Below are 14,291 nucleotides of genomic sequence, written 5' to 3'. Positions count from 1 at the left end.
CGGCCGCCTGGAGCCCGCCTCTTGTTGAAGGAAAGTGACCACCGCCTCCGTGGCGAGCCGCAAGGGCGGAATGGTGAAGGAGCGCACACCGGTGGCGCGCTCGAGCGAGATCCTGAGTCGTAGCCACAGCCCAAATCTCTGCGTCTGGACCACCCAAGTCCCAGGCCAGCGTCCGCGTCGTCCCGCTGCCGGGCGTCGTCGCGGACGCTCTTGAGGCGCACCTGCAGAGCTACCCCTCGCGCACGCTCGTCTTCACCAACAACGTGGGTGCCCCGCTGCGCCGGTCGGCGTTCTGGACGGAGTGGAACCGTGCCCTCAAACAGGCCGGAGTGCCGGCCATCCGCTTCCACGAGCTGAGGCACAGAGGCCTGAAAGTGGATGAGTCGGCCGATACGCCGGGTTCTGTGCCGCTCCCCCGTTGCCAGGGAGGCGGTGACGGCCATCCATCTAGACCGGCCATTGCTGGCCGGCTCGAGCGTCCTACCCGCGCACTCGACCGGGCCGGCCTCCCCGACGCCCGAGGGCGTCGATCATGCGCTGTCTGGACTTGCCCCGGGTGGGGTTTACCGAGCCGCTCCAGTCACCTGGAGCGCTGGTGGTCTCTTACACCACCGTTTCACCCTTACCGGCTGCCGAAGCGGCCGGCGGTCTGTTCTCTGTGGCACTGTCCCGCGGGTCACCCCGGGTGGCTGTTGGCCACCACCCTGCCCTGTGGAGCCCGGACGTTCCTCGGCAGGGCCGAGGCCCTGACGCGACCGTCTGGCCGACTCATCCGTGGCCCAGCATAGAGGGCTTATGCCGTCCGCCGCGTCAGCGTCCCCGTGGCCTCATGTGCCCGGCACCGACCACGACCAGCAGACCGCGGTCCCGGGCCGACCGGCCGAGCGCAGTCAGACCATGCGACGGAAGGCGAGCACGGCCACGTCGTCGTGGCGGTCCGGGTCGGACACGACTTCGGCGAGCGTCTCGAGCACCACGTCGAGGTCGGTGTCGTCGTCGAGGCCGGTCAGCAGCTCCTCGGACGCCGCCTTGAGCCGGGACAGACCCGTCTCGATGCTCTCGCCCCGCCGCTCGACGAGCCCGTCGGTGTAGAGGAGCAGCACGTCGCCCACTCCGAAAGACGTGTGGGCGGCGTCGCGTGGCACCTCGCCGAGCCCGTGCACGGGCGAGCCCAACTCGGTGAGGAAGCGAGCACGACCCTCGTGGACCAGCAGCGGCGGTGGGTGTCCGGCGCGCACCAGCGACACGTCGTCGTGGGCCGGGTCGAAGAGCAGGTAGACGCTCGAGGCCATCTGGGTCGGCGGATCGGCCGACATGAAGCGGTCCATCGCCCGGGCCAGCGCCTCGGGCTGGGGGTCCTGGGTCGCGAGTACCTTCGCGGCGGACCGCATGTACGAGCCTGCGACGGCCGCGTCGACCCCTCGTCCCATCACGTCGCCGAGCACGACGACGACCCGGCCGCCGGGCAGGCCGGTGACGTCGTAGTAGTCGCCGCCGACGTCGGTGCGCCCCGACTGGCGGTAGACCGTCCCGACCTGCCAGCCCTCGAGCTCCGGCAGGTCCTGCGGCAGCAACGTCGCCTGGAGCACCGCTGCGACGCGCCGGGTCTGCGAGTAGAGGTCGGCGTTGTCGATCGCGAGGCCCGCGCGACGGCCGAGGTCCTCCGCGAAGGCCACGTCCTGTGGTGTGTAGTGCCGACCCGACTCGGCCGAGACGAAGCTCAGGACGCCGAGCGCCCGGTCCTTGGCGATGAGCGGAACCGACATGGCGCTGCACAGGCCGAGCTCTCGGGCCAGCCGCAGGTGCTCCTCATCGTGTGCCGCTGCTACGAGCATCGCGTCGGTGATCGACTCGACGAGCAGGCTCTTGCCCGTGCGCACCACCTCGGCCGCGCTACCCGGACGGTCCGGGTCGGGCGGCCACCGGGTCTCGAGCTCCCGGGCGAGCTGCACCTTGGCCGGGTCGACGTGAGCGAGCGCGAGCGTACGGAGCACGCCGTCGTCGACCAGCTGGACCGAGCACCAGTCCGCGTGGGCGGGAACGGCCAGCGAGGCGACCTGCCGCAACGTCTGGCGGTAGTCGAGCGAGGTCGCGAGCGCCTGCGAGGCGTCGGCGAGGAACTGCAGCTGCGCCGTTCGTGCGTGGCTCTCCTCCTCGGCGCGCAGTCGCAGCATGGTCTGCGCGCAGACGTCACTCAGCACCCCGAGCACCCAGAGCAGGTCCGGGTCGACCGGGCCGACCCGACCGTCGAAGCGGAAGCCGAGCGCACCGACGGCCTCTCCGCTGGCACGCGAGATGAGCGGGAAGGTCACGGAGGAGCGCTCCGTGCCGTCGTCGAGCTCGGGGTAACGCGCCAGCAGGTCGGCGCGGCTGTGGATGCTCACGACCCGGTTGGTCCGCACGGCCTCGGCCAGGGGCGAGCGTTCGGACAGGATCAGGTCGTCCCAGTCACGCGCGTCCGCAGGACTCATCCCGTGCGTTGCGATCGTGCGCAGGTGCGACTCTCCGTCGCGGACGGCCAGCACCGAGCGGGAGGCGCCCATGACCGTCGACGCCCGCTGGGTGATGGTCTCGGTGAGGTCCGACATGGTCGTGGCGGCCGCGACCTGGGCGGCGATCCGTGCGAGCGCCGCGAGGCGCGGCGACACGACGCTGCGGTCGGCTTCCGGCGTCTGCCACGGCACGTTCATGGCCACATCTTGGCAGCCGGGCCCCGCAAACGCCCATGGATGGACCAGAAGTGGGAGCATGCAGCTGTGACAGGATCAGCGAGCGCTTCCGGCAGGGAGCTCAGTCGGGTCGAGTTCGGTCCCGACGACCTGCGCCGAGTGCGAGAAGTCGTACGCGCCATCGCCGGTCAGCGCATCCCCGACCGTGCCGACAACGCGGTGCTCGCCGTGCACGAGCTGGCCGTCAACAGCATCGTCCACGGCGGCGGCCACGGGGTGCTCCGGATCGCCGAGACCGAGGACTCGCTGGTGTTCACGGTCGAGGACGACGACGGCTCCGAGACGATTCCCGAGCTCGCCCCGGCGGGGCCCTACGCCACGAGCGGTCGCGGCCTCTGGATCGCCCAGCGCCTGAGCGACGAGCTGGTCATCGACACCCGCCCCAGCCACACCCGCGTGCGAGTCCACCTCTCGCTGGTGTCCTGACCCGCTGCGTACGCGCCCCGTCAGCAGGCGACCGGCACGACGTCGATGACCTGGTCCAGGCTCATGAGCCTGACCAGCTGCAACGGCATGCCGGTGCACACGAGCTCCAGGTGCCCACCGTCCTCGACCACCCGCCGGTGGAGCCCGATGATCGCGCCCAGACCCGAGGAGTCGAGGAACGTGACGCCCCGGAGGTCGACGACCACCTTCTGGCCGGTGGTCACCTTCTCGAACGCCCGGCGCAGGTCGGGCACGGTGTAGGTGTCGATCTCGCCGGCCAGGCGCACGGTCGTCACGCCGTCGGAATGTGTGACCTCGGCATCCACTGCGCTTCCTCCCTGTTGCGGCGTCGCCATCCCACGTTAGGCGTTCATGACGCTCCGTGGGTGGAATGTCGGCGACTCGGGGGCGGAGCAGGCAGAACGTTCTCCGGTCGGGCCTCGGATCAGCCGAAGATCGGGGTGAGGCTCTCGGCCGGCAGGTCCCTCTCGACCGAGGCAAGGCGCCACTTGTCCGCGAACACCGCCACCCGCACGCCGTCGGAACGGGTGAGCACCTCGGCCCCGCTGCGGCTGTCCACGACGGGAACCGCGGCGGCGGTCACGGCGCGTGCCACCGAGTAGCCGAGTGACTCCAGCCGGATGGCCGCCCCGAACTCGTGCTCCATCCGGTGCTTCGCCACGTCGAACTGCATCGGACCGACGGCGGCCAGCACGGGAGCCTGAGCACCACGCCGGTCGGAGGTGAGCACCTGCACCACGCCCTCCTCACCGAGCTGCTCGATCCCGCGGCGGAACTGCTTCTGCTTGCCGGTGACGGCGGCCCGGGCCACCGCGAAGTGCTCGGGGGCGAAGAGCGGGATGCGCGGGAAGGCGACCTTCTCCTCGGCGAACAGCGTGTCGCCGACCCGCAGGGCGTTGGCGTTGACGAGGCCGATGACGTCGCCGGGGAACGCCTCGTCCAGGGTCGAGCGGTCGCGCCCGAAGACGCTCTGCGCATACTTCGTCGCGAACGGCCGCCCTGTCTCGGCGTGCGTCACCACCATCCCTCGGGTGAAGCGGCCGGAGCAGACCCGCACAAAGGCGAGCCGGTCGCGGTGGGCGCGGTCCATCCCGGCCTGGATCTTGAAGACGAACCCCGAGAACGGCGCGTCGACGGGTCGCGGGGCGCCCGACTGGTCCGGGCGCGCGCCCGGCGCGGGAGCGAGCGCCACGAGCGTGTCGAGCAGCTGGCGTACCCCGAAGTTGAGGACCGCCGAGCCGAAGAGCACGGGCGAGGCGGCGCCCGAGAGGAACAGCTCGTGGTCGTAGCCGTGCCCCGACGACCGCAGCAGGTCGTACTCCTCGACGGCGTTGGTCCAGGTCGAGCCGAGCAGTGACTCGGCCTCGGCCGCGCTCATCCTCGTCGTGATCGCCTCGGTGGCCCCGCCCGGCGTACGCGTGAACTGCACGAACTCGCCCGTCGCACAGTCGAGCACCCCGTGGAAGTCGCCGGCGACGCCGACCGGCCATGTCAGAGGCATCGGGTGCAGGTCGATCCGGGTCGTCAGCTCGTCCATGAGCGCGAGCGCGTCGAGGCCCGGCCGGTCCCACTTGTTGACGACCGTGATGACCGGCACCCCGCGGGCCCGGCACACTTCGAAGAGCTTGAACGTCTGCGGCTCGATGCCCTTCGCGGCGTCGACGAGCATCACGGCGGCGTCGACCGCCGCGAGCACCCGGTAGGTGTCCTCTGAGAAGTCGGCGTGGCCGGGGGTGTCGAGCAGGTTCACCACCGTGCCCTCGTAGGCGAACTGGAGCACCGCGGAGGTGATGGAGATCCCGCGGTCCTTCTCCATCTCCATCCAGTCGGAGACGACGCCGCGCCGGTTGCCCTTGCCGTGCACGGCACCGGCCTCGCCGATCGCGTGCGCGTGCAGCGCGAGCGCCTCGGTGAGGGTCGACTTGCCGGCGTCGGGGTGCGAGATGACGGCGAACGTACGCCGTCGGGCCGCCTCCGCGACGAGCTCGGGAGCGTGGGCGGTTGCCTGCGGGGTGGCGAGCAGAGTGGTTTCCATGGTCCTCCAGTGATCGCCCCGAGTCTGTCACCGCACCGGCCAGACCTCCGCATCGGACCGGGAGGGCCCCTGTGCGGTGGGTGACCTGAGTCACCAAGGGAGCGAATCGCCAACTATCGTCGGAAGCTGTTCGTTCTCCCTCGGAACACGACCGCAACCGACTCCGGGACCATGACGCACCACCCAGCTGACGACCTGACCACCCGCCGCACCGGCGCCTCGCCCGACCCGGACCCGGACGCCCCGGAGGGCGCCGACCCCGACCGGCGAGCCGAGTCACGGGCCGAGCCACGAGCCGAGTCACGGGCCGAGCCACAGCCCCGGGCCAGGCTGCTCGACCTCTCCCTGAGCCAGCTCGTGGCCGGATCCATGGCGGCGGCCACGGCAGCAGCGCTCGGCTCCCGCCTCGGCGTCGCCGGCACCATCACCGGCGCCGCGGTGGCGAGCGTCGTCTCCGCGATCGCCGCGAACGTCTACACCAACTCGATGGCCCGTGCCCGCGAGGCCGTCGTCGTCGTGCGCTCGCGCCGGCTCGCCGACGGTCGCGTCGTCCAGGTGGCGACCGAGACGGTGGACACCCCGCGCGACCCCGACCGCGGTCCCGGCTGGTGGCGGCGGCTCGACCGCGCCACCACACGCCGGCTGCTCCTGATGGCCGGTGCGGTCTTCCTCCTCGCCGCCGCCGTCGTGGTCGCGCTTCAGCTCGTCACGGGTGCCCCGGTGACCGGGACCGACATCGGCACCCGCACCTCGGTCGGCCGCACGCCCTCACCCAGCACGCCGGCCTCCACCCACACCCGCCCGGCCTCCCCCACGACGCAGGCGACCGACGGTCCCACGACCGCCACGACCGGCCCCTCCTCCGACTCCACCGGCGGCCCCACCGGCGGCTCGGTCCCGGCGACGACGCCCGCAGAGCCCCTCGCCACCTCGGCGCCGCCCTCGGCGCCCGCGGCCTCGAGCACGGCACCGGACCTCACGGGCACCCCCGCGCCACCGGTCGGCCAAGGCGGTCAGGACGCCCCCGGCGCCGCCGGGGGCGCAACGGCTCCGCCCGCCGCCGGGCCGACCGCACCCTGACGCCCGACAGCTCCCCGACGACTCACCCGACGGGCGAGCGGACGTGGCGGGACGGCATACGTCCTCGGTCCACGCCAGGCGGGAGCCTCAGGCGACCGTGAGCGTCACGGAGCCCGTGGTCACGTCGGCGGCATCGACGCGGACGGTGACGGTCTCGCCCGCCGTCGCGTGGCCGCCGGCCTTCGCCACGACCGCGAGGTCGATGAGCTGCACGACGACGCCCTTGTCGTTCTCGTCGACGACGACGGCCTCGAGCGTGCGCCCGAGGTAGGGCCGCAGCTCGGCTGCCTCCACGGCGTCGGTGCAGGCGCGCTCGACCCCGTTGGTGCGCCGGTCGGACGTCGCCATGATCTCGGGGAGGGTGGGCAGGGCCTCGCGCACCCACTGCGGCACGTCCTCGCCCGAGGAGAGCGCCTCGCACACGACGAGGCCGAAGCGGTCGACGAGCCGGCGCAGCGGCGCGGTCACGTGGGCGTACGGGTTCGCGACGGCGGCGTGCAGTGGCTGCTCGGGCACCGTCCCGTCGAAGGGGGTGTAACCCGCGCCGCGGAAGAGCGCCGTGGCCTCGTGGATGAGCGCGAGGTGACGCGGGTCGGTGCGGTCGAGCGAGCGAAGGAACTCCCCGTACGCGAGGTCCTGGGGCCACGCGACGCCCGCCGCAGCTGCCTGGCGACGGAAGCGCGCGAGGTCCCGCGGCTCGGGGGGCGGCATCGTGCGCAGGATGCCGATCTTGCCGCGGAGCATGAGCTCGGCCGCACCCATGCCCGTGAGCAGGGAGATCTGGGCGTTCCAGTCCTCGGCGGCGAGCACGGGGCGGAAGGAGATGCGGAAGCGGCCGTCCTCGTCCTCCTCGACCTCCTGCTCGGGCATCGGCAGGCTGGCCCCGCCGCGCTTCCGCTCGAGCTCGACACGCTTCTCGCCGACCTCCTTGAGCAGCACGAGACACTCCTCGGCCGTGCCGGCGTCGACCTCCTTCTGCACCTGCTCGTAGTCGTAGCGCCGCACGCTGCGCACCATCGCCCGGTAGACCTGAACGTCCGTCCCCTCGCCGTCGGCGGCGAGGGTGATGTCCCAGACGAACGCCGGGCGCACCTGGTCCGGCAGCAGGCTGGCGGCACCCTCGCTCAGCTCGGTCGGGTGCAGCTGGATGCGCTCGTCGGGGCAGTAGACGGTCTGTCCGCGACGGCGCGCCTCGGCGTCGACCGCTCCCCCGGCGCGCACGAAGGCCGGCACGTCGGCGATGGCGTAGCGCACCCGGTAGCCCTCGCCCCGGCGCTCGATCGACATCGCCTGGTCGAGGTCCATCGAGCTGGGCGGGTCGATCGTGACGAACGGGACGGCGGTCTCGTCGCGCTCGGGCAGCGCCGCCGCACCGGCAGCAGCGGCGGCCTCGGCGGTCACCTCGGGCGGGAACCGGTCGGGGACCTCGAACTCGCGCCGCACCGCCTCGAACCGCTCGACGAGCTGCTGTGCCACCCCGCCGGGCTGCGGCGCCGGGCGGAAGACGATGTGTCGATTGGCCATGGCGTCACCCTATGCACGGCGACCACACAGCGGGGGTGGCGCGCCCGCGCAGCGCATTCGGAGCTGCGCGGGCCGCCCGCCGGCCGCCGCGTGACCGACACGCGGGAGCAATCGGACATCGGTCCGCCGGTTGCCTAGGCTGGCCTCCGTGCTCATCCTGCTCCCGCCGTCCGAGGGCAAGCTCCCACCACGGCGCGGACGCCCGCTCGACCTGTCCTCCCTCTCCTTCCCGGAGCTGACCCCGCTGCGCGAGTCGGTCGTCGAGACGGTCGCCCGCCTCAGCACGGAGCCCGACGCCGCGACGCTCCTCGACGTCAACCCGAACCTCGTCGACGACCTCGAGCGCAACACGCGGCTGCTCACCGCGCCGACCGCGACCGCCGCGCACGTCTACAGCGGGGTGCTCTACCAGGCCCTCGACCTCGAGTCCCTCGACGCCGCCTCGAAGCGGCGCGCGAACCGTTGGATCGTCGTCGTCTCGGCCCTCTTCGGCGCCGTGCGGCTCCCCGACCGCATCCCTGCCTACCGCGTCAACATCTGCAGCACCCTCCCGGGCGTGGGCCACCTCTCGCGCGAGTGGCGCCGCGAGGTGTCCGTCGCGCTCGAGACGGCCGTCAAGCCGCGCGAGCTCGTCGTGGACTGCCGGTCGAGCACGTATGCCGCCGTGTGGCGTCCCACGGGTGAGCACGCCGAGCGCTGGGTGCAGGTCACGGTCCCCGGCGCCTCGCACATGGCCAAGCACACCCGCGGCCTCGTGGCGCGCCAGCTCGTGCAGGCGGAGGCGCCGCGCACCCCCGAGGCCCTGGCCGAGCGCCTGTCCGACCGCTTCGAGGTCGAGCTGACTCCCCCGGCCCGGGCCGGACGCCCCTGGCAGCTGGCCACCACCGCGAGGTCCTGACGTGCTCGCGAGCCTGGGCCAGCTCGTCGAGCGGGTCACCCCGATCCTCGTCTTCCTCGTGGCGATCACGGTCGTCGCGGAGATCTGCGACCTGTCGGGGCTCTTCGACGCCCTGGCCCACCGGGCGGCGCGAGCGGCGCGGGGCCGGGTGGTCCTGCTGTGGCTGCTCATCGTCGGGCTTGCGGTCGCGTGCACGATCCTGCTCAGCCTCGACACGACCGCGGTGCTGCTGACGCCGGTCGCCATCACGGTGGCGCGGCAGGTGCGTGCCCCCGCGCTGCCCTTCGCCATGACGACGCTGTGGCTGGCCAACACCGCCTCGCTGCTGCTGCCGGTCTCGAACCTCACCAACCTGCTGGCCCTGCACCCTTTCCAGGGGTTGGGCGTCGGCACTCTCGGCTACATCCGCCTCATGGCGCTGCCGGCGGTGACGGCGATCCTGGCGACGGTGGCGGTGCTGTGGTTGCTGCACCGCCGCGACCTGCGCGACCGCTACTCGACCCCGCCGCCGGCCGAGCCGCACGACCGCGTCCTGATGCAGATCAGTGGTGGCGTCTGCGTGCTGCTGGCCCCTGCATTCGTGGTCGGGATCCAGCCGGCCCTCGCCGCCCTGCCCGCGGCCGTGGTCCTGCTCGCCGCGACGTACTGGCGCGCCCCCGAGCTGCTCCGGCGCATCAAGCTGCCGTGGCTCACCGTCATCGGCATCTGCGTGCTCTTCGTCGTCGTCGACACGGCCCTGCGCCTGGGGCTCGAAGCCTGGCTGCGCACCGTCGTCGGGCACGGCACCTCGCTCGCGGACCTGCTCCGCGTCAGCGGCATCGGCGCCCTGACGTCCAACGGCATCAACAACCTGCCGGCCTACCTAGCACTCGAGCCCACCGTGACGGACGCGCCGCACCGCCTCGCGGCGCTGCTGGTCGGGGTCAACGCCGGCCCGATCGTGACCATGTGGGGCTCGGTCGCGACCCTGCTCTGGGCCGCCCGCTGCCGCTCGGCCGACCTCGCCGTCGAGCCCGGCCGGATCGCCCGCACCGGTCTGCTGTGCGCCGTCGTCGCCGTGACCGCAGCCACCCTGGCACTCGTCGCGACCCCCTGACCCCGCGCCACGGCATACGCTCCCGCTGGTTCACCTTCTGTCGGTTCGAGGTGATCCTGGCGGCATCCGGTCGCCGCGATCACCTCGAACGGTCCCGAGTTCCGGCCGGTTCGAGGTGATCCTGGCGGCTCTTCGCCCCCGGGATCACCTCGAACCGCAAGGGAGGGACGGCCCGGCCGGGTCAGCCGAGGGCGCGGGCCAGGTCGTCGACGAGGTCGCGGACGTCCTCGAGCCCCACGGAGACGCGCAGGACGCCGTCGGTGATGCCGACGGCCTGCCGGGCCTCCGGCGCGAGCCGCCGGTGCGTCGTCGTCGCGGGGTGGGTGATGAGCGACTTGGAGTCGCCGAGGTTGTTGGAGATGTCGATGATCTCGAGCGCGTTCATCAGCGCGAAGGCCTCGTCCTTGCCCCCGTCGAGCTCGAAGGTGACGACGGTGCCGCCGGCGGCCATCTGGCGCCTGGCCAGCTCGTGCTGCGGGTGCGACTCGAGGAACGGGTGCACGACCCGAGTCACCTTCGGGTGCGACTCAAGGAACCGCGCCACCTCCAGCGCACTCTCCGCCATCCGCTGCACCCGCAGCGACAGGGTCTCGAGGCCCTTGACGAGAACCCACGCGTTGAACGGCGACATCGACGGTCCGGTGTGGCGCATGAGGTTCTGCACCGGCCCGTCGATGAACTCTTTCGGCCCTAGCACCGCGCCGCCGAGCGTGCGGCCCTGGCCGTCGATGTGCTTGGTGGCGGAGTAGACGACGATGTCGGCGCCGAGCTCCAGCGGCTTGGAGAAGACCGGCGTGCCGAAGACGTTGTCGACGACCACCTTCGCGCCGGCTGCGTGCGCCAGCTCGGTCACGGCTGCGACGTCGACGAGCTCCTGCATCGGGTTGCTCGGCGTCTCGAAGAAGACGGCGGTCGTCGGCTCGGACAGCGCCTCACGCCACTGGTCGAGATCGGCGCCGTCGACGAAGACGGTCTCGACGCCCCACCGCGGCAGGATCTCGTCGAGGATGACGAAGCACGAGCCGAAGAGGGCGCGGGAGGACACGACGCGGTCGCCCTTGCCGAGCAGTGCAGCGAGCGCGACGAAGACCGCCGACATCCCCGAGCCGGTCGCGAAGCAGGCCTCGGCGCCCTCGATCTGGCGAAGCCGCTCCTCGAACATCGTGACCGTCGGGTTGCCGTAGCGGGAGTAGACGAAGCGGTCGACGTCGCCCGTGAAGGCGGCCTCGGCGTCCTCGGCCGTGCGGTAGACGTAGCCGGACGTCAGGAAGATCGCCTCGGAGGTCTCGTCGAACTCGCTGCGGGACAGGCCTCCCCGCACCGCGACCGTGTCGGGCCGCCAGTCAGTGCCGCTCATCCCTGCACCCACGGCAGGCCCGCGACCTTCCAGCCGGCCACCGTGCGGTGTCGCGACTCGTCGTGCGGTCCCTCGAACCCGTGCAGGATGTTGTGCGCGCTCGACCAGCCCTGCTCCGTGGCGGTCGTCGCCGCGGAGACCGATCGGACGCCCGAGCGGCACAGGAAGTAGACCGGGGCGTCCTTGGCGACGCCCGCCGCCTCCAGCTGCGAGGTGAAGCGCTCGTTGACCCGGCCGTCGGGGTAGCTCTGCCATTCCAGGAGCACCGGCTCCTTGCCGATCGGGGCGAGGTCCGGCAGCCCGACGTAGGACCACTCGGCCCTCGTCCGCACGTCGACGAGCACCGCTCCGGGCTCGTCGCGCAGCGCCGTCCACGCCTGCTCGGGGGTCACGTCACCGGCATAGCTCATGCCCCCGAATATCGCACAGCGTCCGTCAGGCGAGATGGTCGGTCCGATTGGTGAAAGCCACGGAGGCCGATCCGTCCTCCCAGACCTCGACCGCGGTGAGGCTGCCCGGCGCCGTCGCGAGCGCCCAGAACCGGTCAGGCGGCGTGCCGAGCACGTCGGCCAGCACCGACAGGACCCCCCGCCGGGTCGTCACGGCCACCACGGTGCCACCGGACGCCGCGAGCGAGCGGTATGCCGTCCGCACCGTCTCGTCACCGACCGCGCCGGGTGCCTCGCCCGACCACTGCGCCGACGTCGACGCCGACGAGCCGAGCACCGAGGCCACCTCGCTGGCGACCTGGGCGGCGAGGGCCTCGTCCGAGCCGACCACCGAGGCGGAGGGGCCGACCAGGCGCCGCACGGCGGCGACGATCCGGGGAGTGGCCGCCTCCTCTATCGGTGTCTGCACGAGCAGGAGTCGAAGCGGTCCTCCACCGGTGGCGTGACCGGCAGCCTGCCCGGCAGGACGGTCCATGGTCGACGCCGACCCGACGTCCTTCCCGACGTCCTTCCCGTCTGCCGACCCGGCGATCGCCCCGGTCGTGCCCTCGGTGCTCTCCTGCGTCAGCACGCGGTGGACGCTCTTGCCGTCCATCGCGTCGTTGCTCAGGGCGTCGGCGTCCTTGTTCTTCTCGCGCGGGATCCACTCGAAGTCGACGCTCCCACCGGCCCGGGAGATCTGGGTGCACAGCTCGCGCGCCTCGAGGGCCAGACGGCGCATGTCCTCGTGCTTGATCTTCCAGCGTCCGGACATCTGCTCGACGACGAGCTTGGAGTCCATCCTGACGCGCACCCTGGCGCCCGCGTCGATGTCGAGGACGGCCCGCAGGCCGGCGAGCAGCCCGGAGTACTCGGCCACGTTGTTGCTGGCCGTGCCGAGGGGTTCGGCGAGCTCGACGAGCACCCGGCCGGTGGCCGCGTCCCGGACCAGCGCGCCGTAGCCGGCGACACCGGGGTTGCCGCGGGAGCCGCCGTCGGCCTCGACGACGAGTCGGCGCGCGCCGCCTCCGGAGGCGCCGCTCACCAGCGGCTCACCGACCGGTCACAGGCCGGACTCGCCCGTGCGGATCATGATGCGCCTGCACTCCTCGCAGCGCACGACCTCGTCCTCGGGGGCGTTGCGGATGCGGGCGAGGTCGACGTTGCCGAGCTCGAGCCGGCAGCCTCCGCACCGGCGGTGCCGCAGCTCGGCGGCGGCCATCCCACCGCTGCTCGCACGGATCTTCTCGTAGAGCGCGACCAGCTCCTCCCCGACGCCGGCCACGATGTCGGCGCGGCCGGAGCCCACCGTCACCGCCTCCGCGTCGAGCTTGGCCAGCGCAGCGTCGCGCTCGCCCTCCAGCGCCTGGACCCGCTCGACGAGCTCGACCCGGCGGGCCTCCAGCTGCTGCACCTGGGCCGTCAGCGTCTCGGACCGCTCCATGACCTCCAGCTCGAGCTCCTCGAGCTCGGCCTGTCGCCGCGCGAGCGACGTCAGCTCGTGCTGCAGGGCCTGCAGGTCCTTGGCGCTCCCCTGCCCGGCGTCCAGGCGAGCCTGGTTGCGGGCGGCGCGGTCGCGCACGAGCTGGACGTCCTGGTCGGACTTGACCAGCTCGCGCTGCACGTCGCCGGCGGCGGTGCGGGCATTGACGATCTGCGTCTCCAGCGCCTGGAGCTCGCGGCGAGCGGCCCCGACGGCCGGCGTCTGCGGCAGCGTCGCCTTGGCGTGCGCGATCTGGTCGAGGCGCGTGTCGATGGCCTGCAGGTCGAGCAGGCGCAGCTGGCGGAACGGGTCGGCTTTCAGGACACACCTCCGGTTGGGGGGACCGCGCGGGCTGGCCGCGCGGCATTCGCACCGACGACGAACGTCCACGGCTCGGTGCGGATGGCTGAGACTCTGGTCTCGACCCTAGTCGCTGTCGCCTGCTCCCCGAGCCTCGCCAGCAGACGCCCGCGGCAGCTCTGGAGCCACAGCGACTCGGTGGCCCAGTGCCCGGCGTCGACGAGGTAGGGACGCCCGCCGCGGGCCTCCTCACGCGCCTCGAGGACCGGGTGGTGGCGCAGGTCGGCGGTCACGTAGACGTCGGCGCCGCTGGCGCGCACGTCGCCGAAGCGGTCGTCGCCCGACCCGCCCATGACCGCGACCGTCCGCACGGACCCGTCCGGGTCACCGCTGACCCGTATGCCGCCCGCCGTCGCCGGCAGGGCCGTGGCCACCGTCTCGGCGAACTCGGCGAGGCTCACGGCGGAGGCGAGCCGGCCCACCCGGCCGGCACGGTCGTCGGAGAGGGGTCGCTGGTCCACCAGGCCGAGGGCGTCTGCGAGCACGCTGGAGACGCCGGGATCGGCGACGTCGGCGTTGGTGTGCCCGACCCAGAGGGCGACACCGGCCCGGACGAGCGCGGTGACCGAGGCGCCCTTGGCGCTCGTCGTCGCGACCGAGTGCACGCCGCGCAGCAGCAGCGGGTGGTGCGTCACGAGCAGGTCGGCGCCCCACTCACGGGCCTCGTCGATGACCGCGAGGGTCGGGTCGAGCGCGAGGAGGATGCGGCGTACGGGCTGGTCGGGCTCGCCCGTGACGAGGCCGACGCGGTCCCAGTCCGCTGCGCTCTCGAGGGGGTAGAGCGACTCGAGCGCCGCGACGACATCGCGCAGACGCAGGTCGCGGGAGTCGAGGTCGGGGGCGGGATCGTCCAC

At 72.6% G+C, this 14,291-nt stretch carries 13 protein-coding genes, 1 other RNA gene and 1 pseudogene; 5 read left to right on the top strand and 10 right to left on the bottom strand.

Translation table 11 applies throughout. From position 1 onward, the window contains the following. Positions 1-134: 134 nt before the first annotated feature. Positions 135-350: pseudogene (locus AB0316_RS06310) on the top strand (site-specific integrase); the annotation flags it as partial. A 25-nt stretch (positions 351-375) separates the two neighbouring features. Here AB0316_RS06310 and rnpB read toward each other — a convergent pair. Beyond that, positions 376-771: RNase P RNA component class A (gene rnpB / locus AB0316_RS06305), an RNA gene on the bottom strand. A gap of 119 nt (positions 772-890) precedes the next feature. Continuing rightward, the gene (locus AB0316_RS06300) at positions 891-2,690 is read right to left on the bottom strand and encodes a SpoIIE family protein phosphatase (protein ID WP_366271467.1); all 1,800 of its coding nucleotides are present in this window, start codon (positions 2,688-2,690) and stop codon (positions 891-893) included. A 66-nt stretch (positions 2,691-2,756) separates the two neighbouring features. Between AB0316_RS06300 and AB0316_RS06295 the strand changes: the two genes are divergently transcribed. After that, entirely contained in the window at positions 2,757-3,155 is a 399-nt protein-coding gene (locus AB0316_RS06295) for an ATP-binding protein (protein ID WP_366271465.1), read from the top strand. A 20-nt stretch (positions 3,156-3,175) separates the two neighbouring features. Here the strand turns inward: AB0316_RS06295 and AB0316_RS06290 are convergent, their stop codons facing one another. Beyond that, on the bottom strand, positions 3,176-3,511 hold the full coding sequence (locus AB0316_RS06290) for an STAS domain-containing protein (protein ID WP_366271462.1): 336 nt from the start codon (positions 3,509-3,511) through the stop codon (positions 3,176-3,178). An 89-nt stretch (positions 3,512-3,600) separates the two neighbouring features. Then, positions 3,601-5,211, bottom strand: coding sequence for a peptide chain release factor 3 (locus AB0316_RS06285; protein ID WP_366271460.1), 1,611 nt, complete (start codon positions 5,209-5,211; stop codon positions 3,601-3,603). A 171-nt stretch (positions 5,212-5,382) separates the two neighbouring features. Here AB0316_RS06285 and AB0316_RS06280 point away from each other — a divergent pair, with 171 nt between their 5' ends. Then, positions 5,383-6,291, top strand: a complete 909-nt coding sequence (locus AB0316_RS06280; RefSeq protein ID WP_366271458.1) for a hypothetical protein — start codon at positions 5,383-5,385, stop codon at positions 6,289-6,291. A gap of 87 nt (positions 6,292-6,378) precedes the next feature. Here AB0316_RS06280 and AB0316_RS06275 read toward each other — a convergent pair whose 3' ends face one another. Then, complete coding sequence (locus tag AB0316_RS06275) at positions 6,379-7,815, bottom strand: RNB domain-containing ribonuclease (protein ID WP_366271456.1); 1,437 nt, start codon at positions 7,813-7,815, stop codon at positions 6,379-6,381. Between the two features lie 148 nt (positions 7,816-7,963). Between AB0316_RS06275 and yaaA the strand changes: the two genes are divergently transcribed. Both yaaA and AB0316_RS06265 read left to right on the top strand, forming a co-directional pair. Further along, positions 7,964-8,713: a peroxide stress protein YaaA gene (yaaA, locus tag AB0316_RS06270; protein WP_366271454.1), complete on the top strand. Its 750-nt coding sequence runs from the start codon at positions 7,964-7,966 to the stop codon at positions 8,711-8,713. A 1-nt stretch (position 8,714) separates the two neighbouring features. After that, positions 8,715-9,809: an SLC13 family permease gene (locus AB0316_RS06265; protein ID WP_366271452.1), complete on the top strand. Its 1,095-nt coding sequence runs from the start codon at positions 8,715-8,717 to the stop codon at positions 9,807-9,809. A gap of 181 nt (positions 9,810-9,990) precedes the next feature. On the opposite strand, the gene AB0316_RS06260 is transcribed toward AB0316_RS06265, so the two are convergent. Genes AB0316_RS06260 through AB0316_RS06240 form a run of 5 tightly spaced genes read right to left on the bottom strand, consistent with a single transcriptional unit; the run spans position 9,991 to position 14,291 of the window. Then, positions 9,991-11,166, bottom strand: coding sequence for an O-succinylhomoserine sulfhydrylase (locus AB0316_RS06260; RefSeq protein ID WP_366271451.1), 1,176 nt, complete (start codon positions 11,164-11,166; stop codon positions 9,991-9,993). After that, positions 11,163-11,576: a rhodanese-like domain-containing protein gene (locus tag AB0316_RS06255; protein WP_366271450.1), complete on the bottom strand. Its 414-nt coding sequence runs from the start codon at positions 11,574-11,576 to the stop codon at positions 11,163-11,165. Before AB0316_RS06255 ends, AB0316_RS06260 begins: the two co-directional genes overlap by 4 nt. 25 nt (positions 11,577-11,601) lie before the next feature. Continuing rightward, positions 11,602-12,639: a reverse transcriptase-like protein gene (locus tag AB0316_RS06250; RefSeq protein WP_366271448.1), complete on the bottom strand. Its 1,038-nt coding sequence runs from the start codon at positions 12,637-12,639 to the stop codon at positions 11,602-11,604. An 18-nt stretch (positions 12,640-12,657) separates the two neighbouring features. Beyond that, positions 12,658-13,467 carry a C4-type zinc ribbon domain-containing protein gene (locus AB0316_RS06245; protein ID WP_366271446.1) on the bottom strand — a complete coding sequence of 270 codons (810 nt, stop codon included), beginning with the start codon at positions 13,465-13,467 and terminating at the stop codon, positions 12,658-12,660. Further along, entirely contained in the window at positions 13,395-14,291 is an 897-nt protein-coding gene (locus tag AB0316_RS06240) for a Nif3-like dinuclear metal center hexameric protein (protein ID WP_366271444.1), read from the bottom strand. Before AB0316_RS06240 ends, AB0316_RS06245 begins: the two co-directional genes overlap by 73 nt.

The sequence above is a fragment of the Terrabacter sp. NPDC080008 genome (assembly GCF_040702505.1).
Lineage (GTDB): Bacteria > Actinomycetota > Actinomycetes > Actinomycetales > Dermatophilaceae > Terrabacter.
The sequence above is the reverse complement of the archived record's forward strand: the minus strand, read 5'-3'. Positions and strand labels throughout refer to the sequence as shown.

Excerpts from the sequence above, each read along its gene's own strand:
- AB0316_RS06300 (WP_366271467.1), bottom strand. The coding sequence starts at position 2,690 with ATGAACGTGCCGTGGCAGACGCCGGAAGCCGACCGCAGCGTCGTGTCG.
- AB0316_RS06275 (WP_366271456.1), bottom strand. The coding sequence starts at position 7,815 with ATGGCCAATCGACACATCGTCTTCCGCCCGGCGCCGCAGCCCGGCGGG.
- AB0316_RS06255 (WP_366271450.1), bottom strand. The coding sequence starts at position 11,576 with ATGAGCTATGCCGGTGACGTGACCCCCGAGCAGGCGTGGACGGCGCTG.
- AB0316_RS06280 (WP_366271458.1), top strand. The coding sequence starts at position 5,383 with ATGACGCACCACCCAGCTGACGACCTGACCACCCGCCGCACCGGCGCC.
- AB0316_RS06260 (WP_366271451.1), bottom strand. The coding sequence starts at position 11,166 with ATGAGCGGCACTGACTGGCGGCCCGACACGGTCGCGGTGCGGGGAGGC.
- AB0316_RS06285 (WP_366271460.1), bottom strand. The coding sequence starts at position 5,211 with ATGGAAACCACTCTGCTCGCCACCCCGCAGGCAACCGCCCACGCTCCC.
- AB0316_RS06290 (WP_366271462.1), bottom strand. The coding sequence starts at position 3,511 with ATGGCGACGCCGCAACAGGGAGGAAGCGCAGTGGATGCCGAGGTCACA.